The organism is Stenotrophomonas sp. 22DLJC03 (assembly GCF_056861405.1).
The window spans coordinates 560,763-582,609 of sequence record NZ_JBSPUG010000002.1; the positions used below are offsets into that span (position 1 = coordinate 560,763).

Here is a 21,847-nt window from a genome sequence, read left to right on the forward strand (position 1 = left end):
ACAGCGCCGCAGCCAGCGCCTGCGCCCACACTTGTACAGGCCCAGGCGTCGGCGCCCGTATCCGCACCGCCTGCTCCGTCTGAGCCAGCAGCCGTGCTGGTTGCGCCTGAGCGTTCGGCACCTCCTGCGCTGGCGATCGTGCCGCTGCCTCCGGAGCAGGCCACCGAACGCGCGCTTGGTGCCCGCTGCCCGGTCGACCTGGCCGGTCGCCTGGCGACGCAGGGCGATCTATTGATCGGCGCTTGCGAGGGACCGATGCCGGCCCACCTCGCAGCCGTTCTGGTCGCGTTGCCCGAACAGGACATCCATCTGCCACGCAGCTGGCGCGAGCGTGAGGTGCGGCAGAAGGTCTGGTTCAAGGCGGTGCCCGGCTACGGCCAGCGCCCGGACTTCATCGCGCGGATGGGCGACATCTGGGTGCGCTCGCTGGAAGGACGCGACGCCGACAGCACGTTCTACCTGGTGTCGGCACCGTTCACCTGCAGCGACCGGGTCGCCAACCGCGATGAGTACGGTGCGGAGCCGGTACGTGTGCCAGCGGGTGACTGCCGCGAGGCCTATGTGGCCCAGCGTGTGTACCAGGTTCGCGGGGACGCCGCGCCGACGGATGTGACCGCCGATGCCATGCCCGCCATGCCCCAGGTGACGGAGGCTGATCGTGCGCGGCAGCTGTCGCGCGAGGGCAGGATCACGCTGGATCACAGCAAGCTGCAGTTCGGCCCGGCCATGCGTTGGTTCGTGCAGTACCCGGAGGCGGCCCAGAAGGGTGGCCCGCGTGCGTTCAGTGACTGGAACCGCGAGCACCTGGCGTTCGTGGTCTGGACCGGGGATCGCTTCGAGATGCGCGAGAAGGTTTCGCGCAACCAGTGGCCCTGTGACCCGGTGGCGCCGGGCGATCGCGCCTGTGGTGGCTTCCCGGATTCCGGGCCGGATCTGTTCGTGACCGCCGGTGCGTCCGCGCCGGTCGCGGCCTCCAGCCCCTGAGGCGGAGAGCGGAAGTGACGCGGGAGCCGGATTGACCGGCTCCCGCGCTGTTCATCAGGCCTGCATGCTGCGGGTCTGGTTCTGCTGTTGTTCCAGTTGCTGATCGCGGTCCTGCGCCAAGCGCTGCCCCGCAGCTTGCTGATCAATGCGCTGGCTGCTCTGCTCCAGCGGCGTATTCATCGCCACGGCCGTGTCCACCGACACGCGCAGATGCGCCGGGTCGCCGCCCTGGCCCTGCACCGCGAAGCTGCGCGAGGCGTCGGCATTCATCACCACTTCGTCGATGCGCTTGCCGCCTGCAGCGTGCATCTCCGCCGCCAGACTACCGGCCAATTGCGTACTCATCACATCCGGCACGCGGCCGACGCGAACGTCCTGCGCATGCACGCCACGGATCGCGTCGTTGAACAGCGGGTTGCCAAGATGAGTGGCATCGTCCATGCGCAGCATGCTGGTGTGGTGGCCGTTCTTCTCCGCCTCGCGACGGGCCGGCTCACCGGGTTGCAGCGGGCCACGGATGTGGTCGTACAGATCGACGGCACCGCCCGGAATGCCACGTGCCGCGCGAGTGACGCCGCGACGCAGTGATTCCACGTCGTCGCGGTACTCCTCGATCATCTTGGCGTTGTCTTTCGCCAGCTTCTGGGTTTCCGGGTGCTTCAGCACCGAGCCTTCGTTGAGGAAGTTGCCCAGTTTGTGCGCGCCGAATGAGCTGGTGGCCGCGATGATCGGACGGTCTGGAATCAGATCACGCAGGGCGTGATTGCTGAAGCCGTTTGCCGCGAGCGTCTTGATTTCATCGGGCTTGGCGTAGATGCGGACCTGGCCGAAGTGGGGCGATGCAGCACTGACCGGATCGGAGGCCATGACGTGGTTGATCATGGTGTTGCCGCCTTCCGGAATGCGGTAGCTGAGGCTGACCGCGCCGTAGGCGTTGAAGGTCTCGCCCTTGACGTTGAAGTGGTGCGAGGTGATCTGGGCCAGGGCACCGCCGAGGGAGTGGCCTGTGACGGTAACCTGGGGAGCAGGTCCGCCGCTCAAGCGGGACTGAAGTGCGGCGCCTTCAATTGTCCTCTGCGTCAATGCGATCGCGTCAGGTGCCTGCACATTTGTCCGTGCAACCACCATTCCACCATCGGTCAGAATTGCATCGCGGGCGATCTGCTCGGTACCACGATGGGCAATGACGATCTCTTTGCTGTCTACGCGTTGATAGACGGTACCTTGATAGCCATTGAGACGATTGTCGACATGCTCAAGGATCTTGTACTCATGACCGTTCAGTATGACCTTTTCTTCCTGGCCAGGGGCGCGTCGACCGACGGCGCGGTCCTTGTACGCGTCATCAGATAACGCTGCGTAATCCTGGGAGGTGATGGTCACGGTGCCACCTCACTTGCAGAAAGGCTGATCGTGAACAGCTTGTCCTGCAGGTCGGCGGCATAGTTGCTGCGATCAGGCTCGCCACTCGCTGGGAAATTGGGAACGCGATCTGCCCGCGGATAGACCAGATCCGGGTAGTAGAGCGTATGGGCGCCACCTTCGGTCAACGGCTTGGCGTCTACGAAGGTCAGGAAGCGGGTTTCTTCCTCGGCGCCTGTGGCCTTCAGCATCGCCCCTGCGCCGCTGAACTCCCACTTGCACACGCCGCGGCCGTAGTAGTCCTCATCCAGCATGCGGTCCACATACAACGTGCCGCGGTACTCGCCGTCGGCGACCTTGCGCAGCTCCACCGGTTCCTGGCTGGTGATACGTGCGGCGGTACCGGTGGCAGGTTCGATGTGCCCACACTGGTCTTCGTTGGTCACGTCATACTGCGCGACACCTTCAACCACCGCGAAATCACCGGGGGCATCCTTCAGGCGCAGCACCAGTTCATAGGCCTTGCGCGGGCTGGGGTTGAGCTTGGCGAGGCCACGCCCACCCTGGGCGACATCGGCTTCAGCAGCGGCACGTTCCTGGTTCATGGCGGTCTCCGGATTGCAGGCGGTCAATAGAAGCAGAGCAAGGCACGGGATCATCTTGTGGCGCAATGTCGGCCTCCTTTGGGGGTAGATGGATGGTTGAACTGGCAGCTCATGGCGCGAGTTTCTGCACAGTGGTCGTGGTCGAGAACAGCGCGTCGCGCAGCTCTCCCTTGTACTCCGAAGGATTCTCTTTGCCGCTGGCAGGATAGTTGGCAGCAAGCTCGGCGCGAGGATAGGCAACCTTCGGATAATAGAGAGTCAATGGGCTCCTCGCGTCCATGCGTTCCTTGTCGACGAACGTCAGGAATCGAGTGTCCGCTTCGTCGGTCGTGGCGCGCAACATCGCACCGACTCCGGTTAGTGTCCAATGACAAACGCCGCGATCGTAATAGTCTTGGTCCTGCATGCGGTCGAGGTAGAACGTACCGCGGTACTCGTTCTCACCGACCTTGCGCAGCGTGACGAGCTCCTGGCTGGTAATACGGCTGGCGGTACCGGTCGCCCTCAGGACCCGGCCGCAGTCCTTGTGGTTGCTGACGTCGTACTGGGCAACGCCCTCGACCACCGTGAATGGACCAGGGGCATCCTTAAGTGTCAGTACCAGCTCGTAGCCCTGCTTTGGTGCAGGGTTGAGTTTGGCCAAGCCGCGCCCACCAGCGGCGACGTCGCGTTCGGCATCAGCATAGGGCGAGCATGCGGCCAGTGGGATAAGGGCGAGCAACGCCAGCAGCGGCTGCCTTTTCCTTTCAGGGAGCACTACTCCCATGGCCTGATCCTGCATCGTGCGTCCATGTCCATATATCCTTCCTGGGTGACAGGTTTCTCGATTATGGAGCGTGTCAGGAACGCTGCGCCACCGTCGCGACGGCTTTTTGACGCGCCCGATGCGGTGTATTCCGGCGAATCGATTGCAGCACAGGGGATTCGGGCGTCGCGTTGGACTTGCTGGCAGGGTCTGTTCGCGGTGGAATCTGCGACGTAAATCAATAATTCACACATTCATCACATTATCAAAGGCGTTCTCCTTGAGCTGCATGATCCGCACCGAAACCACGGCCGACCACGCCGCCATCCGCGCACTCACCGAAGCCGCCTTCCGCGAAGCCCCGCACAGCAGCCACACCGAGCAGTTCATCGTCGATGCGCTGCGTTCGCGTGGGGAGTTGAGCATTTCGCTGGTCGCCGAAACTCAGGGCCAAGTGGTCGGCCACATTGCCCTGTCGCCGGTGACGGTCAGCGATGGCAGCGCCGGCTGGTTCGGCCTGGGCCCGATTTCGGTATTGCCCGCATGGCAGGGGCAGGGCGTTGGCGCGGCCCTGATGCACGCGGCTCTGGAAGCCCTGCGTCAGCAGGGCGCACATGGCTGCGTGTTGCTGGGTGAGCCGGCGTACTACGGGCGCTTCGGGTTCCGTGCCGAGCCGGGCCTGGTGCTGCCGGGCGTGCCGGCAGAGTACTTCCAGGCGCTTTGCCTGCAGCCTCCGGTGGCACAGGGCGGGGTGCAGTACTCACCGGCCTTCGAGGCGACGGCCTGAGCCGGACCTGGCGCGCTGCAGCTCAGGGCGCGCGCCAGACGGTCGGTTCGGGTTGCGGCTTGGGAATGCGGTAGCCGCCGATATGCTCGAGCAGTGCGTTGGTACGGCGCTGTTCGACCAGTACCTCACGCAGCAGATTGCGCACGGCGAAGATGGCGAACGGCACCAGGATCCAGACCAGGCTGATTCCCAGCGCAAACAGGGTAAACAGCGCTTTTGCACCATCCATGCACGGCATTCCTTGATCGAAAGCAGCCACGCTAGCACGCGGCTGCTGCCGACGGATGTCAGGCCTTATGCCGAAGGTGGATCAGCGGATACGGGCGGCCCTGCGAATCCAGCGGCGAGCGACCGGTTTCGACGAAGCCCATGCGCAGGTAGAAGCCTACGGCCTGCGCGTTCTGTGCGTTGACGTCGGTGCTCAGTTGCGGGTGCAGCGCCAGCGCATGCTGCAACAGCTGCCGACCGATACCGGTGCCGCGCGCGTCCGGATCGATGAACAGCGCTTCCATGTGGGTGCCATCGATCAGCATGAAGCCCTGCGGCTGGTCCTGTGCATCGACGGCGACGGTCATCGGCGTCTGCGGCAGGAAAGCGGCTACTTCGGCATCGATGGCCTGGCGGTCTTCGGCACTGAGGAAGTCATGGGTAGCGTCGACGGCGCGACGCCAGAGGTCGACGAGGGCGGCACCGTCGTCGGCGCGCGAGGGGCGCAGGGTGGTCATGGGTTCACCAAGGTGCTTCGGAAGAGTGCGCATTATGAAGCCTTCCGGCTGCAGGTGCGGGCGCGCACTCATCCATCGTTGCGATGGCGGATGAAGGGGCTATGGGTCTTTGCCTCGGCGCGCAGCACCACGCCATCCTCGAAGTCCCCGCTGTCGTTGAAAGGCACGATCGGCCACTGCCTCCACCGGGCAAGCCGTTCCATATAGTTGCGCGTAGCCATGGCGAGCGCCTCGTCGTGGGCCTGCTTACGCTCCGCTGCATGCCCTGAGCGCACGCCGTGCACCATATGCGGCTCCATCACCTCGAAGCCGACGTAGCGCAGGCTGTACATCAACGGCCACAGCAACAGCCGGGTATCGCCTTCACGGCCATCGACCGCGCACGCCCGCGCCGAAGAGCCGGTGGTGACGCTCAGCAACGCACGCTTGCCCTGCATTACGCCATGTTCGTGGCGCTGACGGCTGTTGTACATCGGCCCATAGACCAGCACGCGGTCCAGCCAACCCTTGAGGATAGCCGGCGCCGCGAACCACCACAGCGGGAACTGCAGGATCACCAGGTCTGCGGCCCGTAGCAGGTGCAGGTGACGTTGCACATCGGCGGGCAACTGGTCGTGTTCGGCGCTGTAGCGTTGTTCGCGCTGGGCATCAAAGCGCTCGGGCTGCAGGCGCCGTGGATGGTGCCAGGCCGCTTCCAGCGGATCGAAGCCTTCCGCATAAAGGTCGACCACGTCCACCTGCAGGTGGTCGTGCCGCAGCTGCTCGGCCCCCTGCACGGCCAGGTGGGCGTTGAAGGAGCGGGGTTCGGGGTGGGCAAGCAGGATCAGGGCGCGCATGGAGCGAGGTGTTCGAGGAGTGTGCGACCATCCTCGCGGTGCCGGCATGCCCCGGCAATTACGCACCTTGAGATAACCATGGCCTTTCCCGGAGATGTCTATGCCGCCGATTGCTCGGCGCGCGATGCGCTGGCGCTGATCTCCGGCAAGTGGGTGATGCTGTTGTTGCCGGCGTTGGCGCAGGGCCCGCAACGCAACGGTGCGCTGCTGCGGAAGATCGAAGGCATCTCGCAGAAGGTGTTGACCCAGACCCTGCGGCAGCTGGAGCGCAATGGCCTGGTCGAGCGGTGTGATCTCGGTAGCAAACCACTGCATGTGGAGTGCCACCTGACCGAGGTCGCGTGCGGTCTGGTCGAGACGCTGTCCGCCCTGGACCGCTGGGCCGAGCATAATTTTCCCGCACTGGACGCGGCCCGCGAGCGCTTCGACGCGCGCTAGCGGCACCTGCACGGCCGCGGGCGTACAATGCGGCCCCGGCGGCCATCCTGGCCCTGCAGACACGCGAGAACCGCCATGACCGACGCCCTGGGCGTGCCGGTGCACGACACCGACGAACACTGGATGCGCCATGCGCTGGCGCTGGCCGAGCGCGCGCAGCGCGAGTTCGACGAGATTCCGGTGGGAGCCGTGCTGGTGAGCGCCGATGGCCAGCTGCTGGGCGAGGGCTGGAATCTCAACATCGCCTCGCACGACCCCAGCGCGCACGCCGAGATCGTGGCCATGCGGGCCGGCGGAAAGCTGCTGGCCAACCATCGCCTGCTTGGCAGCACGCTGTATGTGACCCTGGAGCCGTGTGCGATGTGTGCGATGGCGATTGTGCATGCGCGCGTCGCACGACTGGTCTACGGTGCCAGCGATCCCAAGACCGGGGCCTGCGGCAGTGTGTTCGACCTGCTCGGCGATGGTCGCCACAACCACCGGGTGGAGATCCACGGTGGGGTGCTGGCCAAGGAAGCCAGCATGCGGCTGACCAACTATTTCCGCGCCAAGCGCGGCAAGCCGCCGCTGCTGCTGGAAGACCACGCCGGCGAGGGCTGAGGGGCTAAAGGGTATGATGGGCGCCTCTTTCCATCACCGGTAGGCCGCGCGCCTGCCCAGCAACGAGGCGACACATGGCGGACAACGGCGCGGCCAACGAACGACTGATCTGGATCGACCTGGAAATGACCGGGTTGGATACCGACAACGATTCGATCATCGAGATCGCCACCGTGGTCACTGACGCCCAGCTCAACGTGCTGGCCGAAGGTCCGGAATTCGCCATCCACCATCCGCTGGAAACGCTGGAAGCGATGGACGAGTGGAACCGTAACCAGCACAGCCGCTCGGGCCTGTGGCAGCGTGTGGTGGACAGCACGGTGACCCTTGCCCAAGCTGAAGCGCAGACGGTGAATTTCCTGGCGCAGTGGATTCCGGCCGGCCTGTCGCCGATGTGCGGCAACTCGATCTGCCAGGATCGTCGCTTCCTGCACCGCCAGATGCCACGCCTGGAGAAGTACTTCCACTACCGCAACCTGGACGTGTCCACGGTGAAGGAACTGGCCAAGCGATGGGCACCGACCGTGGCCGCCGGCGTTGGCAAGAACAGCAACCACACCGCGCTGAGCGATGTGCACGACTCGATCGCCGAGCTGCGCCACTATCGTCAGTTCATGGGCGCGCTGTCGGGGTTGCCGACCCCTTGACCGGTAGTGCCGGCCGCTGGCCGGCAGTTCCAGGACTTTCGTGAGGTGTATAAGGTTGCCGGCCAGCGGCCGGCACCACCCTCCGTTCAACTCCCTGGCGCTAAGATCGGCGCCATGAACGAGCCCATCCTGCTCCCCCGCGATATTGCCCACGACGCCCGCGACTGGTCTGACCTGCAGCGAGCGGTGGCCCTGCTGGAAGCGCCGACCCTGACCGCGCGCATGGCCAATCTGGTCGGCACGCCGCTGGAGTTCGCGGTCAAGGCGCTACCCAGCTCGGTCTCCAATCGCATCCACGGCGCGGTGCAGGCCGCGCTGACCAAGTCGGCGCAGGCGGCGCTGTGGAGCATGGACAACACCCCTGGCAAGGGGGCATCCACACGTTGGCACAAGCTGGCCGCAGCGACCTCCGGTGCGGTTGGCGGCGCCTTTGGTTTTGCCGCGCTGTTCATCGAGCTGCCGGTGTCGACCACCATCATGATGCGTGCCGTGGCCGACGTGGCCCGCAGCGAAGGCTTCGATCTGTCCGAGTTCAGTACCCGCCAGGCGTGCCTGGAGGTGTTCGCGCTGGGCGGCAACTCGCCGCGCGATGACGCCAGCGAGACTGGCTATTACCTGGCCCGTGGCTTCACCACCGATGTGATGCGCCATCTGTCGGCTGAGCTGGCCGGGCGCGTGGTGACCGGCCGTGACCTGACCCTGGGCGTGGCACCGAAGGAAGCCGGCAAGCTGCTGGCGAAGATGGTGGAGAAGGTGGCCGCGCGCTTCGGCGTGGTGGTTACCGAGAAATTCGCCGCGCAGGCGGTGCCGATCGTGGGTGCGGCTGCCGGTGCGACACTCAATACGATGTTCACCGATTACTACCAGGACATGGCGCGCGGCCACTTCATCGTGCGCAGGCTGGAGCGCAAGTACGGCGAAGACGTGGTGCGCACCTGCTATGACCGCGTGGCGCACGGCGGGGCGTTGATCGAGCCCACGTTGTAACGGTGGGTCAGAGCCCTTTCCTGCGGAAAGGGATCCGACTCCGACCTCGCACAGGGTCAGATCCCTTCCGCAGGAAGGGCTCTGACCCTTGCCTGCCAGGCACAACTGTTTTGCCACGATCCGCCTGTTGCGCTGCGGCATCCATCCCCATCCTTGCGGTCAGTCCCCCCGCAAGAGATCGCCGCCATGTTGTTCACTCCCCACCATCTGGGCCTGTTGGCCCTGCCCAACCGCATCGTGATGCCGCCGATGACCCGCTCGCGTGCCGCCGACGGCAACGTTGCCACTGCGGAAATGGCCGCCTACTACGCGCAGCGCGCCGGTGCTGGCCTGATCGTCAGCGAAGGTACCCAGATCAGCCCGCAGGGCCAGGGCTACGCCTGGACCCCGGGCATCCACAGCGCCGAACAGGTGCAGGGCTGGCGACAGGTGACAGACGCCGTGCACGCTGCCGGCGGTCGCATCTACGCCCAGTTGTGGCACGTGGGTCGGGTCTCGCACGTCGCGCTGCAGCCCGGTGGTGCCGCGCCGGTGTCGTCGTCGGCGCTGCTGGCCGAAGGCGTGAAGGTGTTTGTCGATCCTACTGGCGCTGGTCCGCAAGCGGGCGTGGGCGAGATGATCCAGCACTCGATGCCGCGCGCGCTGGCCGAGGCTGAGATTCCGGGCATCATCGCCGACTACGCGCAGGCCACCCGCAATGCGCTGGCCGCCGGCTTCGATGGCGTCGAACTGCACGGGGCCAATGGTTATCTGATCAACCAGTTCATCGATTCGCAGGCCAACCAGCGCACCGACGGCTACGGTGGCGCGCTGCAGAACCGGCTGCGCTTCCTGCGTGAAGTAGTGGAGGCGGTGGTGGCGGTGGCCGGTGGTGAGCGCGTTGGCGTGCGCCTGGCGCCGCTGACCACCCTGCAGGGCGCGGTGGACGACACGCCGCAGGCCACCTATCTGGCTGCGGCACACCTGCTGGGCGGGCTCGGCGTGGGCTACCTGCACATCGCCGAGGCCGACTGGGACGACGCACCGCTGATGCCGGTGGCGTTCAAGCAGGCGCTGCGGATGATCTATCCGGGAACGCTGATCTACGCCGGCAAGTACACCGCCGAACGCGCGGAGCGGGCATTGGCCGAAGGCTGGGCCGACCTGATCGGCTTCGGCCGCCCGTTCATTGCCAATCCGGACCTGCCCGAGCGCCTGCGACTGGGGGCGGAGCTGAATCCGCCGGATCGCGCGACATTCTTTGGCGGTGGCGCGGTCGGGCTTACCGATTACCCGACGCTGGAAGAAAGCGTCGCCGCCTGATCCCGAAGGCTGCCGGCCAGCGGCCGGCACTACCGGGGTATGCGGGACAGGGTAGTGCCGGCCGCTGGCCGGCATTTCAATCTCGGATCGCCGGTGGGTGGGTGCCGACCGTTGGTCGGCACTCCCGATCAAGGCTTGTCGCGCACCAGCGCGTCGGCCTCGATCACGCCGCCATTCTTCCCATGCAGGTACAGGTGCATGTCCTGCTGCGGATACGGAATGTTGATACCGGCTTTGTCGTAGCCCAGCTTCAGTTGCTCCAGCAGCGTCACCTTGGTGCCGAACCAGTCGGCCGACTTCACGTAGCAGCGGATGCCGAGGTTGATCGCATGCGCGCCGAGTTCGTACACCACCACGTCCGGTGCTGGCGTCTGCAGCACGCGCGGGTCGGCCTTCATCAACTGCAGCGCGGTGTCGCGTGCCAGCTGGATGTTGTCCTCGTAGCCGATGCCGATCACCAGTTCGACGCGGCGCGTCGGTTCGGCGGTCAGGTTGATGATCGGTGCGGCGGTGATCAGCGTGTTCGGAATGGTGGTGTGCTGGTTGTCGGCACCAGTGATGACGGTCTGGAAGATGCGCACCTCGCGCACCGTGCCGGTCTGCCCGGCCACCGTCACTACATCACCGACGCGGAACGGACGCAGCGTCACCAGCATCACACCCGAGGCGATGTTGGACAACGAATCCTTCAGGGCCAGGCCCACCGCCAGGCCGGCGGTGCCGAGCACGGCCAGCAGCGGGGTGATCTGCACGCCCAGCGTGCCAATGGCCAGCACCACCACGATCACCAGCGACGTGGCATACACCACGTTGCGCAGGAAGCTGCCCAGCATCGGGTCCACGCCCATGCGCGCGGTGGCGCGTGGCATCGCATTGGACAGGCGTCGTGCTGCCCACATGCCCACCAGGAACACAACGATCGCAGCCAACAGGGGTACGCCATAGGTTTCCAGCAGATGCTGCCAGTCGAGCGACTGGAACCAAGGCGTTTCGGCGGGGGCGGGTGGGGCAGTGGCGAGCATGCGGGCTCCTTTGCAGCGGGGGAGGTGGCGCGCGCAGACGCCAGAAACAACAAGCCCCGCAGAGGCGGGGCTTGCATGCAACTGAAGTATGGGCTGGCGCCGATGAAAGCGACGTCAGCCCTCAGCAATCACGGTCTCAGCCGTTGGCCTTCAGCTTGGCCAGGCGCAGCCAGGTATCGACCACGGTGTCCGGGTTCAGCGACACCGACTCGATGCCTTCCTGCATCAGCCACTCGGCCAGATCCGGATGATCGGACGGGCCCTGGCCGCAGATGCCGACGTACTTGCCCTTGGCACGTGCTGCCTTGATCGCCATCGACAGCAGCTTCTTCACCGCCGGGTTACGTTCGTCGAACAGGTGCGCGACGATCGACGAATCGCGGTCCAGGCCGAGGGTCAGCTGGGTCAGGTCGTTGGAGCCGATCGAGAAGCCGTCGAAGATCTCCAGGAACTCATCGGCGAGCAGTGCGTTGGACGGCACTTCGCACATCATGATGATCTTCAGGCCGTTCTCGCCCTGCTTCAGGCCATTCTGTTCCAGCACCTCGATGACCTTGCGGCCTTCTTCCAGGGTGCGCACGAACGGAATCATGACCCACAGGTTGTCCAGGCCCATTTCGTTGCGCACGCGCAGCACGGCCTTGCACTCCAGCGCGAAGGCGGCCGAGAAGCTCGGGTCGACGTAACGGCTGGCGCCGCGGAAGCCGATCATCGGGTTCTCTTCGTGCGGCTCGTAGTTGCTGCCGCCGATCAGGTTGGCGTACTCGTTGGACTTGAAGTCCGACAGGCGCACGATCACGGCGTTCGGTGCGACCGAGGCAGTGAGGGTGGCGATGCCTTCGGCCAGGCGGTCCACGTAGAAGCCGACCGGGTCGGAATAACCGGCGATCTTCTCGTCGATCTTCTTCCTGGTCGCCGCATCCTGGCGGTCGTATTCCAGCAGCGCGTTCGGGTGGATGCCGATGTGGCTGGCGATGATCATTTCCAGGCGCGCCAGGCCGATGCCGGCGTTCGGCAGCTGGCCGAAGTCGAAGGCACGTTCCGGGTTGGCTACGTTCATCATGATCTTCAACGGTGCCGGCGGCATGTTGCCCAGATCGGTGGTGGTGCGCTCGAAGCCCAGCTTGCCTTCGTAGATGAAACCGGTATCGCCTTCAGCGCAGCTGACGGTGACCAGCTGGCCATCTTCGATGACCTTGGTGGCGTTGCCCGAACCGACCACGGCCGGCACGCCCAGCTCGCGCGCGATGATCGCGGCGTGGCAGGTACGGCCACCACGGTTGGTGACGATGGCCGATGCACGCTTCATCACCGGCTCCCAATCGGGATCAGTCATGTCGGCGATCAGCACGTCGCCCGGCTGCACGCGGTTCATGTCGTCCAGCGTCTTCACCACGCGGGCCACGCCGGCGCCGATCTTGGCACCCACGGCACGGCCCTCGGCCAGCACGTTGCCGCCCTTTTCGGTCAGCGCGAAGCGCTCGATCTGGGTGGCATGGCTGCGCGACTTCACCGTCTCCGGGCGCGCCTGCACGATGAACAGCTTGCCGCTGACACCGTCCTTGGCCCACTCGATGTCCATCGGGCGGCCGTAGTGCTTTTCGATGACCAGCGCCTGCTTGGACAGTTCCTGCACGTCCTCGTCGCTGATCGAGAAGGTGTTGCGCAGTTCTGCCGGGGTGTCCTCGATCCTGACGCGCTCGCCGGGGACATCCGAATACACCATGCGGATCGCCTTGCTGCCGAGCGAGCGGCGCAGGATCGCCGGCTTGCCGGCCTGCAGGGTGGGCTTGTAGACGTAGTACTCGTCCGGGTTGACCGCGCCCTGCACGACCATTTCGCCGAGGCCGAACGAGGAGGTGACGAACACCACGTCGCGGAAGCCTGACTCGGTGTCCAGGGTGAACAGCACGCCGGAGGAACCGACGCCGGAACGCACCATCAGCTGCACGCCGGCGGACAGGAACACGTCTTCATGCTTGAAGCCGTGGTGCACGCGGTAGGCGATGGCACGGTCGTTGTACAGCGAGGCGAACACTTCCTTGACCTTGTGCACGACGTCGTCGGCGCCGGTGACGTTGAGGAAGGTTTCCTGCTGGCCGGCGAAGGACGCATCCGGCAGATCCTCGGCAGTGGCCGACGAACGCACGGCCACGGCCACGTCGCCGCCGCCGTTTTCGGCGCTCAGCTTGGCGTAGGCGGTGCGGATGTCCTGGTCCAGCTGCGGCTGCAGCGGCGCGTCGATCACCCAGCTGCGGATCTCCTTGCCGGCGGCGGTCAGCGCGTTGACGTCTTCGACGTCCAGCGTGGCCAGCTTGTCGAAGATGCGCTTGGACAGGTCGTTGTGCGCGATGAAGTCCTTGAAGGCTTCAGACGTGGTCGCATAACCTCCAGGAACGGAGACGCCCAGACCGGCCAGATTGCCGATCATCTCGCCCAGCGAGGAATTCTTGCCGCCTACGCGGGCCAGGTCGGCCAGACGCAGTTCGTGCAACCACAGGATGTTCTCGTTCAAGCGCGATGCTCCGTTTGGCCATCGCCCGAGGCGGGCTGAGTGGCCGCGTCCGTAGGAAGAAGCCGATATGATGCCGGGCAGACCGCTGTCGGCACAAGCTTGTGTTGGCGGCCCTTTTAGGCTTCGTAGGGGGTAAAAGCGCGCATGTCGACCATCCGTCCGGTGTTCTACGTTTCCGATGGAACCGGTATCACCGCTGAAACCATTGGGCATAGCCTGCTGACCCAGTTCTCCGGGTTCAGCTTCATTACCGACCGGATGTCGTTTGTAGACGACCCCGAAAAAGCCCGGGAAGCCTGTTCCCGGATCCAGGCGGCGGGGGAGCGTTACCAGGTCAGGCCGATCGTGGTGAACTCCTGCGTGGACCAGAGCCTGAGCCTGATCCTGGCCGAGAGCGGGGCCCTGATGCTCGATGTGTTCGCGCCATTCATCGAGCCGCTGGAGCGTGAACTGTCCAGCTCGCGCGTGAACCGGGTGGGGCAGGCGCACGGTATGGTCGACTTCGACACCTACCACCGCCGCATCAACGCGATGAACTTCGCGCTGACCCATGACGACGGCATCGCGGTGAATTACGACGACGCCGACGTGATCCTGGTGGCGGTGTCGCGGGCCGGCAAGACGCCCACCTGCATCTACCTGGCCCTGCATTACGGGGTGCGTGCGGCCAATTACCCGCTGACCGACGAGGATCTGGAAAGCGACCGCCTGCCGCCGCGCCTGCGCAACTACCGGCGTAAGCTGTTCGGCCTGACCATCGACCCGGACCGCCTGCAGCAGATCCGCCAGGAGCGCCGCCCGAACTCGCGCTATGCCAACCTGGACACCTGCAAACGCGAGGTGGCAGCGGCCGAGGTCATGTTCCAGATGGAACGCATCCCGACCCTGAGCACCACCCATACCTCGATCGAGGAGATCTCCAGCAAGGTGCTGGCCACGCTGGGGCTGCAGCGCGAGCTGTATTGATCCTCGTCTGGTAGAGCCGGCCGCTGGCCGGCTGGTCGATGAACCCTCGGCCGTGATGCGGGGCTGCCGGCCAGCGGCCGGCACTACCCAGGGGTTGGCTTGCACGTGCGCGCCCCCACGTTGAAGCACCAACGTGTAGGATCGACCCATGGCCCGAGCCTTGCCCCGCACCGAACGCATTCCCCGCCTGAGCCGGCTCAGCTGGCTCATGGGCCTGTACGCGGAAAACTACCGCCATCTGGTGCGCCTGTTCGAACCGGCCGGACTGGTGGCGGGCAGCTACATCTCCTCGATCGGCGACGGCCTGGATGTTCGCCTGGACGTGATCGAGTGCCACCGCTATACGGTGGAACTGCGCCTGACCTACGACCTGGCCGATCCGGTCACCGGCGAGCCGGATCCCTCGGCCTATGTGCGCCTGTACCGTGATGCGCGCCAGGCCGAGACCACCCACTGTTATGTCGGCCGTCGCTGGCAGGACACTATGGGCCTGTACCCACCGCCGGCGGAGCTGATCAGCCACCGCATGCGGATGAACACCTTCCTCGGCAAGTGGCTGGAATACCTGGCCGAACGCGGCCACGGCGTCGCCACCCTGCGTCGTGATCCCGACGGCGCCAGCACGCCCGCCGAGCGCCGCCTGTCGCTGGTGCGCTGATCGGCCATAATCCACGGCTGACCTGCCGCTGGATGCTGCCATGCCGTATACCCCGATCGTCGCCACCCTGGGCTACGTGCTGTCGCCGGATCGTCGCCAGGTGCTGATGATCCATCGCAACACCCGTCCCGGTGACCACCACCTGGGCAAGTACAACGGCCTGGGCGGCAAGATCGAACCGACCGAAGACGTGGCCGCCGGCATGCGCCGCGAGATCGCCGAGGAAGCCGGCATCGACTGCATGGACATGCGCCTGCGCGGCACCATCAGCTGGCCGGGCTTCGGCAAGCATGGCGAGGACTGGCTGGGCTTCGTGTTCGTCATCGACAGCTTCGAGGGCAGCCCGCATGGGGGCAACCACGAGGGCACCCTGGAATGGGTGGATGTGGACAAGCTCGACCAGCTGCCGATGTGGGAGGGTGACCGCAACTTCCTGCCGCTGGTGTTCGACGCCGACCCGCGCCCGTTCCATGGCGTGATGCCTTACAAGGACGGCCGCATGGTGAGCTGGTCCTACAGCCGGCTGTGACCCGGCTCGCCGGGCCATGCCCGGCGAGCATTACCGCCGTTGCGCCAGCAGCAGATGGAAGTGCTTCTCGCGAACCTGCCCGTCATTGCCGGTCGCGGTTTCCCGATGACTGCGCCAGGCCGAGACAGTGAAGCCGGATACGCGCAGGGCCAGTTCCACCGCGTCCAGCTCGTGCAGCTGGAAGTCGCTGGCAAATGGCAGGCTGCGCATGAAGGCCGCGTCACCGAAGGCCACGCACAGCCGGCCACCCCGGCGCAGCACCCGCGCCAACTCGTCGAGCACCGGCGCCAGGTGTGGCCAGAAGTACAGGGTATTGACCGCCAGCGCGGCGTCCATCGAGGCGTCGGCGACCGGCAGAGCATGGGCGTCGCCATGGCGCATCGCGGCACGCTCAGCCAGTCCGGCACTGGCCAGGCGCTGGTTGCCGGCCTCGACCATGGCCGGGGACAGCTCGATACCCAGATAGTGGCTGCCGGCGGCCTGTAGCAGCTGTGGCGCGAATGCAGCGTTGCCCGGACCGATCTCCAGGATCCGCTCGCCGGCGGAGGCGGCCAGCAGCCCGATCGCGGCCTGATTGAGCGCGCCGTTGCTGCGGTTCATCGCGTCGGCCACCTCCAGCGCAGCCTCGCCATGGGGCTGCCGCAGCTGTGCGGCCAGGGTAGGAGCATCCAGCATCATCATCGTCCGTTGCAGAGTTTCGGACGTGGCGACGGCGGGTCCGCCGGTGACCATAGCGCCGACCCTGCGGCTTGGGAAGTAGGGAAACCCCGCTTCGGGGTGATGAGGAAATGTCCAGCGTCGCAGTCGGTGAGATCTGGTTGTCCACAGGGGGTGTGGATTACGCGTGGGCAACTTTGTGGATAAGCGTCGACAGGCGCCACCCCCCTAGGCTGTCAAGATGGGTGGCGAAAAATTCACCGCCGGTGAGGACAGGTGAGGGAGCGGTGAAGGGTGGTCCCTGCCGCCGCTGTCGCCAGCAGCGGTGCTCGCGGTAACCTGTGGGCCTTGATGCTCCGTGAGACCCCATGAAACGTCACTTCTCGATGCTGCGCGAATTCCAGCTGGCCGACTGGTTCACCCTGGCCAATGCTTTCTGCGGCACCGGTGCGGTCTTCGCCGCGATGCGCTTCCTGCAGGACGGCGAGCGCGGCTATCTGCTGTTCGGCATGGCGCTGATCCCGCTGGCCTTCATCTTCGATGCACTCGACGGGCACATCGCGCGCTGGCGCAAGTCCAGCTCCACCCTGGGCCGTGAGCTGGACTCGCTGTCCGACGTGATCTCCTTCGGTGTGGCGCCGGCGGCGCTGGCCTATGCCTGCGGCATGCAGGGCGGCTGGGACTGGCTGGTGCTGAGCTACTTCGTCTGCTGTGGTGTCAGCCGCCTGGCCCGCTACAACGTCACCGCCGAGGCACTGGCCGGCGACGAGGGCAAGGTCAAGTATTTCGAGGGCACGCCGATCCCTACCAGCCTGCTGCTGGTGATCGTGCTGGCCATCGCCGCCGGCACCGGCGCCATCGGTCAGGACATCTGGTTCGGCCAGTGGCAGATCGGGCCGTGGCAGCTGCACCCGATGGTGCTGCTGTTCGCCCTGTCCGGGTCGCTGATGATCAGCAAGACCCTGCGCATCCCCAAGCCATGAGCCAGCCCTGCGGAGGCCTGCGATGACCAGCTCGGCCCACGACCCCGGCAGCAGTGATTTCGAGACCCTGGCCCGGCAGTACTTCGGCGCCTGGGGCGACGCGCTGCGTCACGCGTCCACCCCGGGTGCACCGGCCGGTGACGACCCCGGCAGCTGGCGGCGCCTGTTCGACTGGTGGGGCCAGCTGCTGCCCGAGCAGGGACCGGGTGCACCGGAAGATGCCGTGCGCCGCTTCCGCGAACAGGCGGGCAGCTGGTACGGCACCATGCAGGAAGTGGCTGCGCGCTTCGCCGGCCGCGATGCCAGCAGCGCCGAAGTGGCCCAGGCCTGGCGCGAGGCGGTGCAGGGGCAGGGCGATGGCATGCTGCAGTGGATGCTGCAGGGCGCCCGTGGCAGCACCCACGCCGGCGCCGCCGTGCCCGAGTTCGCCGCGTGGCTGCAGCAGTTCCAGTTGCAGGCCGGCCCGTGGCTGCAGAGCCCGGCGTTCGGCCCCGGCCGCGAGCACCAGGCGCGCTGGCAGTCCCTGCTGCGTGCGCAGGATGAATACCAGCAGCATTCACGCGCCTACGTCGATCAGATCAAGCAGGCACTGGACGAGGCCTTTGCGCTGTTCGAGCAGCGCTTGGCCGAGCACGAGCAGCCGGGCAGCCAGCTGACCAGCGCCCGGGCGATGTTCGACCTGTGGATCGAAGTGGCCGAGGAGGCCTACGCCAAGGTCGCCATGTCCGAACCGTTCCAGCAGGTGTATGCCGCGCTGGGCAATGCACAGATGCGCCTGCGCGCCGGCCTGCAGCGCGAGGTGGAACAGATGAGTGAACGAATCGGCCTGCCGACCCGCAGCGAGATGGACGCCGCACACCGCCGTATCGCCGAGCTGGAGCGCAGCCTGCGCCGCCTGCAGGCACAGGTGGCGGTGCTGGCCGGTACCGCCCAGGTGGATCCGGTGGCGCAACCGGCGCCGGCGAAGGTGAAGCCGGCCGCGCGCAAGGCTGCGAAGAAGACGGTGCCCGCAAAGAAGGCGCCTGCGAAGAAGTCGTCTGCGAAGAAGTCGTCTGCGAAGAAGTCGTCTGCGAAGAAGGCCGCACCTCGTACTTCCACTCGGGCGCGTGACCGATGAAGGGGCCGCTGGGTTTCAACGCCGATGACCTGATGCAGGAAACCTGGGCCATGCAGCGCAAGCTGATGGAAGGGCTGAAGCTGCTGCCGCAGGTCGAAGATGTTGATTACGGCGTGACAGCCCGCGAGGAGGTCTGGCGCGATGGCAAGGTGGTGCTGTACCGCTTCGTCGGCGAACAGGCGCCGACCCGGCGCACGCCGCTGCTGATCGTCTACGCGTTGGTCAATCGGCCGTACATGGTCGATCTGCAGGCCGACCGTTCGCTGGTGCAGAAGCTGCTGGCGCTGGGCCAGGACGTGTACGTGCTGGACTGGGGCTACCCGGACCGCTCCGAGCGCTTCCAGACCCTGGAGGACTACCTGCTGCGCTACATCGATGGCGCGGTGGATGCGCTGCGTGCGCGCAGAGGCGGTCCGGTGGACATGCTGGGCATCTGCCAGGGCGGCGTGTTCGCACTCTGCTACGCCGCGCTGCGCCGGCAGAAGCTGGGCAAGCTGATCACCATGGTCACCCCGGTCGATTTCCACACCGCCGACAACATGCTTTCGCATTGGGCACGGCAGGTGGATGTAGACCTGCTGGTGGATACGCTTGGCAACATCCCGGCTGATCTGATGAATGCCAGTTACCTGATGCTCAAGCCGTTCCGCCTGAACGTGCAGAAGTACGTCGGCCTGCTCGACATCCTCGATGACAAGGCGGCGCTGGAGGATTTCCTGCGCATGGAGAAGTGGATCTTCGATTCACCAGATCTGGCGGGCGAAGCGTTCCGCGACTTCATCAAGCAGTTCTACCAGGGCAACGGGCTGGTGAACGGCACGGTGCGGATTGGCGAGGAGGCGGTGGATCTGTCGCAGGTGACCCTGCCGGTACTGAACATCTACGCCGAGCAGGACCATCTGGTGCCGCCGGATGCCTCGCGTGCGATGCGTGGGCGCTTGGGCACTGACGATTACACCGAGTCCAGTTTCCGCGGCGGGCACATCGGTATCTATGTTTCCGGGCGTGCACAACGCGAAGTGCCGGCGACGATCGATGGCTGGCTGAAAGCGCGCGACGTGTAAGGCTTGCTTCGCTTTTGTAGAGTCGAGCTTGCTCGACTGCCTGGAGAATGATGATGTCGCAACGGATTTCGATGATGCTTGCTGCGCTGCTGCTGGCAGCGCCTGTCGCCCATGCCGCTCCCGGCCCGCAGGCGCAACGGGAGATCGCGCAGCTGATCTCCAGCCTGGACGGCTCCCAATGCCGCTTCCAGCGCAATGGCAGCTGGCACGATGGCAGCGATGCGCGCGCGCACCTGCAGCGCAAGTACGACTACCTGCTGAAGAAGGACATGGTGGACAGCGCCGAGCAGTTCATCGAGCGTGCGGCCAGCCAGAGCAGCATGAGCGGCAAGCCCTACCGCATCCAGTGCCCGGGGCAGCCTGAACAGACCGCGGCCGCCTGGTTCGGCGCACGCCTGCAGGCCCTGCGCCACCGCACGCCGTAGACATAGGGGCGGTGTAAAGTCGAGCCGTGCTCGACTGCTTTTTCCCGTAGCCTAGGAGAACCGCCATGAACACCACGCCGCGCACGCTGTCGCGTTCATTGAACGACCGCATGATTGCCGGCGTGATGGGCGGCATCGCCCACCGCTTCGGCTGGAACCCCACGCTGGTGCGGATCGTGTTCGTGCTGGTCTCGATCGGCTCGGCGGCCTTCCCTGGCATCCTGGTCTACCTGATCCTGTGGCTGCTGATTCCCAACGAGGCCGATTGAAGACTCCCGTGACGCCCTGGCCGATCTGGCTGCGCGCGCTGCAGGTGCTGGGCGCGGTCTGGACGTCCCCCAATTCCCTGCTCGGCGTGATCGGTGGCCTGGCCGGCATGCTCGGTGGCGCGACATTACGCTGGAGCGGCCGTGACTGCGCACTGGTGTTCGACCGCTGGCCGTGGGGACCAGGCGGGGCGATCACCCTGGGCAACGTGATCCTGCATACCGGTCATGACCTGGGCATCTCCTGCCGCACCTATGCGCATCAGGCGGGGTGGGGCGTGGAGCCGCTGATCCGGCTGGATGACCACGAACGCGCGCACGTCTACCAGTACATGGTGCTGGGGCCGCTGTACCTGCCGGTATACCTGCTGTGCGGCGGGGTGAGTGCGCGCAACCCGTTCGAGCGCGCGGCCGATCATTTCGCCCGGTTCGGGCACGGCTGGTGGCCGTAGTTTCCAGCCAACGGCGCAGCCCCTCGTGGCTTGGTCGCGGAATACGTTTCATGTGATTGGGCCGGGCGGGGTGGGTTCGCGGGACACGCCGTAAACCCGTCCCTGGGGGCTCGATGGCACCATCCATGGCGCCAACGGTCCCGCGAACCCACCCCGCCCGATCCCTGACAGTTTCCGTGCGCGTCCAGCCACGGAGAAGAAAAAGAAGAGCAGAAGCGGGTCACGCGCTGCGCTTGCTCGTATAGAGCCGAGCCTGCGGTCGGCTTCGCGGACTGGCCTGAAAGCAGCCGAGCGTGGGCTCGGCTCTACAAAAAGCGGCCAGCCAGGCTGCTTTTGCTTTTGATCTTCTTTTTTCTTCTCCGTGGGCGGCAGACGCAGCAGAAATCTGTCAGCGGCCGGGTGGGTGGGGCTGGCGGGGTATCCGCGGCATGGATGCCGCGGCTAAGCCCCCAGGGACGGGTTCACGGCGTCCCCGCCAGCCCCACCCACCCGGCCAGCTCACAGGAAACCGGCTTTCCGCGATCATCCCAAACCACCCACGAGGGGCTGCGCCGTTGGCTGGAAACCCCCGATTCGTTAGTCGGAAGTTAAAGATCCGTAAGCATTCTGCTGCGATCCCGCAGTCATCTGCATGCAACCGATCGTCATTAGCCTTCGTGACGTTCCAGTCAGGTTCGACGCGGTAAGCTCTCTCTCGATGAGCTCGCAGCATCGCTCATCGAGCGCAGTACGCAGTAGCAATTTGGAGGAAGACATCACATGGCAATCGTTCTTTATGTCGGTGGTAGCAAGGATGGCGAGAAGGGCGTGGTGCCCTACGGCTTCAGCAAATCCCGCGCCGACACCGCGCTGGGGCCGGAGTTCTACACGGAGCGGTTCATGGAACTGCAGGGTGTCGGCAAGGTCCGCCTGATGGCCCTGGAAAGCATGCGTGACGAGATCGTCATGCAGCGTGCCGCCCGCCACTACCGCTGACCTTCGCAACATGCGGCAGGGCGCGCCAACCATCGTGCGCCCGCGCCGGCATCCCAGCCCAGGGCCAGTCCGAGCCCTCTCTTTGCCAGGATGCCGGCGTCCAATCCGGTCCCGCCGCTGAACCTCGCCCCCTGTCAATGCCTTGTCCGGCTCCGTCGTGGATTGCCAGAATGGGGTCTTCCCGTATCGCGGCACAGACC

General features: G+C 65.7%; 26 protein-coding genes. 17 read left to right on the plus strand and 9 right to left on the minus strand.

Annotated features, from left to right (window positions below; genetic code table 11):
• Positions 1-93: 93 nt before the first annotated feature.
• On the plus strand, positions 94-984 hold the full coding sequence (locus tag AC13GA_RS08475) for a hypothetical protein (RefSeq protein WP_482997873.1): 891 nt from the start codon (positions 94-96) through the stop codon (positions 982-984).
• Positions 985-1,038: 54 nt separating this feature from the next.
• On the opposite strand, the gene AC13GA_RS08480 is transcribed toward AC13GA_RS08475, so the two are convergent.
• Genes AC13GA_RS08480 through AC13GA_RS08490 form a run of 3 tightly spaced genes read right to left on the minus strand, consistent with a single transcriptional unit; the run spans position 1,039 to position 3,717 of the window.
• On the minus strand, positions 1,039-2,367 hold the full coding sequence (locus tag AC13GA_RS08480) for an XVIPCD domain-containing protein (RefSeq protein WP_480982227.1): 1,329 nt from the start codon (positions 2,365-2,367) through the stop codon (positions 1,039-1,041).
• Complete coding sequence (locus AC13GA_RS08485) at positions 2,364-3,017, minus strand: hypothetical protein (protein WP_480982226.1); 654 nt, start codon at positions 3,015-3,017, stop codon at positions 2,364-2,366. Before AC13GA_RS08485 ends, AC13GA_RS08480 begins: the two co-directional genes overlap by 4 nt.
• Positions 3,018-3,060: 43 nt before the next feature.
• Positions 3,061-3,717, minus strand: a complete 657-nt coding sequence (locus AC13GA_RS08490) for a hypothetical protein (protein ID WP_482997874.1) — start codon at positions 3,715-3,717, stop codon at positions 3,061-3,063.
• Positions 3,718-3,985: 268 nt separating this feature from the next.
• On the opposite strand from AC13GA_RS08490, the gene AC13GA_RS08495 reads away from it, so the two are divergent.
• Positions 3,986-4,483, plus strand: coding sequence for a GNAT family N-acetyltransferase (locus tag AC13GA_RS08495; RefSeq protein WP_482997875.1), 498 nt, complete (start codon positions 3,986-3,988; stop codon positions 4,481-4,483).
• Positions 4,484-4,505: 22 nt separating this feature from the next.
• Here the strand turns inward: AC13GA_RS08495 and AC13GA_RS08500 are convergent, their stop codons facing one another.
• The 3 genes from AC13GA_RS08500 to AC13GA_RS08510 all read right to left on the minus strand — a co-directional run bounded on the left by AC13GA_RS08500 (position 4,506) and on the right by AC13GA_RS08510 (position 6,044).
• A complete protein-coding gene (locus tag AC13GA_RS08500; protein WP_136638198.1) occupies positions 4,506-4,712 on the minus strand; it encodes a hypothetical protein in 207 nt (68 codons plus the stop codon).
• Between the two features lie 58 nt (positions 4,713-4,770).
• On the minus strand, positions 4,771-5,208 hold the full coding sequence (locus AC13GA_RS08505; RefSeq protein ID WP_482997876.1) for an acetyltransferase: 438 nt from the start codon (positions 5,206-5,208) through the stop codon (positions 4,771-4,773).
• A gap of 68 nt (positions 5,209-5,276) precedes the next feature.
• Complete coding sequence (locus AC13GA_RS08510) at positions 5,277-6,044, minus strand: NAD(P)H-dependent oxidoreductase (RefSeq protein ID WP_482997877.1); 768 nt, start codon at positions 6,042-6,044, stop codon at positions 5,277-5,279.
• A 78-nt stretch (positions 6,045-6,122) separates the two neighbouring features.
• Here AC13GA_RS08510 and AC13GA_RS08515 point away from each other — a divergent pair, with 78 nt between their 5' ends.
• From AC13GA_RS08515 to AC13GA_RS08535, 5 genes are all read left to right on the plus strand, one after another.
• On the plus strand, positions 6,123-6,482 hold the full coding sequence (locus AC13GA_RS08515; protein ID WP_482997878.1) for a winged helix-turn-helix transcriptional regulator: 360 nt from the start codon (positions 6,123-6,125) through the stop codon (positions 6,480-6,482).
• Between the two features lie 75 nt (positions 6,483-6,557).
• Positions 6,558-7,082, plus strand: coding sequence for a tRNA adenosine(34) deaminase TadA (tadA, locus tag AC13GA_RS08520; protein ID WP_106468465.1), 525 nt, complete (start codon positions 6,558-6,560; stop codon positions 7,080-7,082).
• A 74-nt stretch (positions 7,083-7,156) separates the two neighbouring features.
• Positions 7,157-7,729, plus strand: a complete 573-nt coding sequence (gene orn / locus AC13GA_RS08525) for an oligoribonuclease (RefSeq protein WP_482997879.1) — start codon at positions 7,157-7,159, stop codon at positions 7,727-7,729.
• Positions 7,730-7,843: 114 nt separating this feature from the next.
• Positions 7,844-8,716, plus strand: a complete 873-nt coding sequence (locus AC13GA_RS08530) for an EcsC family protein (protein WP_046986287.1) — start codon at positions 7,844-7,846, stop codon at positions 8,714-8,716.
• A gap of 186 nt (positions 8,717-8,902) precedes the next feature.
• Positions 8,903-10,018, plus strand: a complete 1,116-nt coding sequence (locus AC13GA_RS08535; RefSeq protein ID WP_046986288.1) for an alkene reductase — start codon at positions 8,903-8,905, stop codon at positions 10,016-10,018.
• A 128-nt stretch (positions 10,019-10,146) separates the two neighbouring features.
• On the opposite strand, the gene AC13GA_RS08540 is transcribed toward AC13GA_RS08535, so the two are convergent.
• Entirely contained in the window at positions 10,147-11,040 is an 894-nt protein-coding gene (locus AC13GA_RS08540) for a mechanosensitive ion channel family protein (RefSeq protein WP_482997880.1), read from the minus strand.
• Positions 11,041-11,176: 136 nt separating this feature from the next.
• Positions 11,177-13,555, minus strand: a complete 2,379-nt coding sequence (ppsA, locus tag AC13GA_RS08545) for a phosphoenolpyruvate synthase (protein WP_046986290.1) — start codon at positions 13,553-13,555, stop codon at positions 11,177-11,179.
• 144 nt (positions 13,556-13,699) lie between these two features.
• On the opposite strand from ppsA, the gene ppsR reads away from it, so the two are divergent.
• The 3 genes from ppsR (at position 13,700) to AC13GA_RS08560 (ending at position 15,708) form a co-directional block, all read left to right on the plus strand.
• Positions 13,700-14,521, plus strand: coding sequence for a posphoenolpyruvate synthetase regulatory kinase/phosphorylase PpsR (ppsR, locus tag AC13GA_RS08550; RefSeq protein ID WP_012511422.1), 822 nt, complete (start codon positions 13,700-13,702; stop codon positions 14,519-14,521).
• Between the two features lie 148 nt (positions 14,522-14,669).
• A complete protein-coding gene (locus AC13GA_RS08555) occupies positions 14,670-15,179 on the plus strand; it encodes a DUF1249 domain-containing protein (RefSeq protein ID WP_006374079.1) in 510 nt (169 codons plus the stop codon).
• Between the two features lie 40 nt (positions 15,180-15,219).
• On the plus strand, positions 15,220-15,708 hold the full coding sequence (locus AC13GA_RS08560) for an NUDIX hydrolase (protein WP_046986291.1): 489 nt from the start codon (positions 15,220-15,222) through the stop codon (positions 15,706-15,708).
• Positions 15,709-15,738: 30 nt separating this feature from the next.
• Here the strand turns inward: AC13GA_RS08560 and AC13GA_RS08565 are convergent, their stop codons facing one another.
• On the minus strand, positions 15,739-16,389 hold the full coding sequence (locus AC13GA_RS08565) for a class I SAM-dependent methyltransferase (RefSeq protein ID WP_482997881.1): 651 nt from the start codon (positions 16,387-16,389) through the stop codon (positions 15,739-15,741).
• A 344-nt stretch (positions 16,390-16,733) separates the two neighbouring features.
• Between AC13GA_RS08565 and AC13GA_RS08570 the strand changes: the two genes are divergently transcribed.
• From AC13GA_RS08570 to AC13GA_RS08600, 7 genes are all read left to right on the plus strand, one after another.
• Positions 16,734-17,348, plus strand: coding sequence for a CDP-alcohol phosphatidyltransferase family protein (locus tag AC13GA_RS08570; RefSeq protein ID WP_012511419.1), 615 nt, complete (start codon positions 16,734-16,736; stop codon positions 17,346-17,348).
• A gap of 22 nt (positions 17,349-17,370) precedes the next feature.
• Positions 17,371-18,465: a class III poly(R)-hydroxyalkanoic acid synthase subunit PhaE gene (phaE, locus tag AC13GA_RS08575; RefSeq protein ID WP_482997882.1), complete on the plus strand. Its 1,095-nt coding sequence runs from the start codon at positions 17,371-17,373 to the stop codon at positions 18,463-18,465.
• Positions 18,462-19,529: a class III poly(R)-hydroxyalkanoic acid synthase subunit PhaC gene (phaC, locus tag AC13GA_RS08580; protein ID WP_482997883.1), complete on the plus strand. Its 1,068-nt coding sequence runs from the start codon at positions 18,462-18,464 to the stop codon at positions 19,527-19,529. The genes phaE and phaC overlap by 4 nt, the downstream gene beginning before the upstream one ends.
• A gap of 53 nt (positions 19,530-19,582) precedes the next feature.
• A complete protein-coding gene (locus AC13GA_RS08585; protein WP_046986298.1) occupies positions 19,583-19,954 on the plus strand; it encodes a YfeK family protein in 372 nt (123 codons plus the stop codon).
• Positions 19,955-20,019: 65 nt separating this feature from the next.
• On the plus strand, positions 20,020-20,223 hold the full coding sequence (locus tag AC13GA_RS08590; RefSeq protein ID WP_006374017.1) for a PspC domain-containing protein: 204 nt from the start codon (positions 20,020-20,022) through the stop codon (positions 20,221-20,223).
• A complete protein-coding gene (locus tag AC13GA_RS08595; RefSeq protein WP_046986295.1) occupies positions 20,220-20,672 on the plus strand; it encodes a hypothetical protein in 453 nt (150 codons plus the stop codon). The genes AC13GA_RS08590 and AC13GA_RS08595 overlap by 4 nt, the downstream gene beginning before the upstream one ends.
• A 759-nt stretch (positions 20,673-21,431) precedes the next feature.
• Positions 21,432-21,647, plus strand: a complete 216-nt coding sequence (locus tag AC13GA_RS08600) for a hypothetical protein (protein WP_006374014.1) — start codon at positions 21,432-21,434, stop codon at positions 21,645-21,647.
• The last annotated feature ends 200 nt before the right edge of the window (positions 21,648-21,847 follow it).

Excerpts from the sequence above, each read along its gene's own strand:
- phaE (WP_482997882.1), top strand. The coding sequence starts at position 17,371 with ATGACCAGCTCGGCCCACGACCCCGGCAGCAGTGATTTCGAGACCCTG.
- AC13GA_RS08530 (WP_046986287.1), top strand. The coding sequence starts at position 7,844 with ATGAACGAGCCCATCCTGCTCCCCCGCGATATTGCCCACGACGCCCGC.
- AC13GA_RS08600 (WP_006374014.1), top strand. The coding sequence starts at position 21,432 with ATGGCAATCGTTCTTTATGTCGGTGGTAGCAAGGATGGCGAGAAGGGC.
- ppsR (WP_012511422.1), top strand. The coding sequence starts at position 13,700 with ATGTCGACCATCCGTCCGGTGTTCTACGTTTCCGATGGAACCGGTATC.
- AC13GA_RS08490 (WP_482997874.1), bottom strand. The coding sequence starts at position 3,717 with ATGGGAGTAGTGCTCCCTGAAAGGAAAAGGCAGCCGCTGCTGGCGTTG.
- AC13GA_RS08535 (WP_046986288.1), top strand. The coding sequence starts at position 8,903 with ATGTTGTTCACTCCCCACCATCTGGGCCTGTTGGCCCTGCCCAACCGC.
- AC13GA_RS08560 (WP_046986291.1), top strand. The coding sequence starts at position 15,220 with ATGCCGTATACCCCGATCGTCGCCACCCTGGGCTACGTGCTGTCGCCG.
- AC13GA_RS08590 (WP_006374017.1), top strand. The coding sequence starts at position 20,020 with ATGAACACCACGCCGCGCACGCTGTCGCGTTCATTGAACGACCGCATG.
- AC13GA_RS08585 (WP_046986298.1), top strand. The coding sequence starts at position 19,583 with ATGTCGCAACGGATTTCGATGATGCTTGCTGCGCTGCTGCTGGCAGCG.
- AC13GA_RS08500 (WP_136638198.1), bottom strand. The coding sequence starts at position 4,712 with ATGGATGGTGCAAAAGCGCTGTTTACCCTGTTTGCGCTGGGAATCAGC.
- AC13GA_RS08495 (WP_482997875.1), top strand. The coding sequence starts at position 3,986 with ATGATCCGCACCGAAACCACGGCCGACCACGCCGCCATCCGCGCACTC.
- orn (WP_482997879.1), top strand. The coding sequence starts at position 7,157 with ATGGCGGACAACGGCGCGGCCAACGAACGACTGATCTGGATCGACCTG.
- AC13GA_RS08565 (WP_482997881.1), bottom strand. The coding sequence starts at position 16,389 with ATGATGATGCTGGATGCTCCTACCCTGGCCGCACAGCTGCGGCAGCCC.
- AC13GA_RS08515 (WP_482997878.1), top strand. The coding sequence starts at position 6,123 with ATGGCCTTTCCCGGAGATGTCTATGCCGCCGATTGCTCGGCGCGCGAT.
- AC13GA_RS08505 (WP_482997876.1), bottom strand. The coding sequence starts at position 5,208 with ATGACCACCCTGCGCCCCTCGCGCGCCGACGACGGTGCCGCCCTCGTC.
- AC13GA_RS08555 (WP_006374079.1), top strand. The coding sequence starts at position 14,670 with ATGGCCCGAGCCTTGCCCCGCACCGAACGCATTCCCCGCCTGAGCCGG.
- AC13GA_RS08540 (WP_482997880.1), bottom strand. The coding sequence starts at position 11,040 with ATGCTCGCCACTGCCCCACCCGCCCCCGCCGAAACGCCTTGGTTCCAG.
- tadA (WP_106468465.1), top strand. The coding sequence starts at position 6,558 with ATGACCGACGCCCTGGGCGTGCCGGTGCACGACACCGACGAACACTGG.
- AC13GA_RS08510 (WP_482997877.1), bottom strand. The coding sequence starts at position 6,044 with ATGCGCGCCCTGATCCTGCTTGCCCACCCCGAACCCCGCTCCTTCAAC.
- phaC (WP_482997883.1), top strand. The coding sequence starts at position 18,462 with ATGAAGGGGCCGCTGGGTTTCAACGCCGATGACCTGATGCAGGAAACC.
- AC13GA_RS08570 (WP_012511419.1), top strand. The coding sequence starts at position 16,734 with ATGAAACGTCACTTCTCGATGCTGCGCGAATTCCAGCTGGCCGACTGG.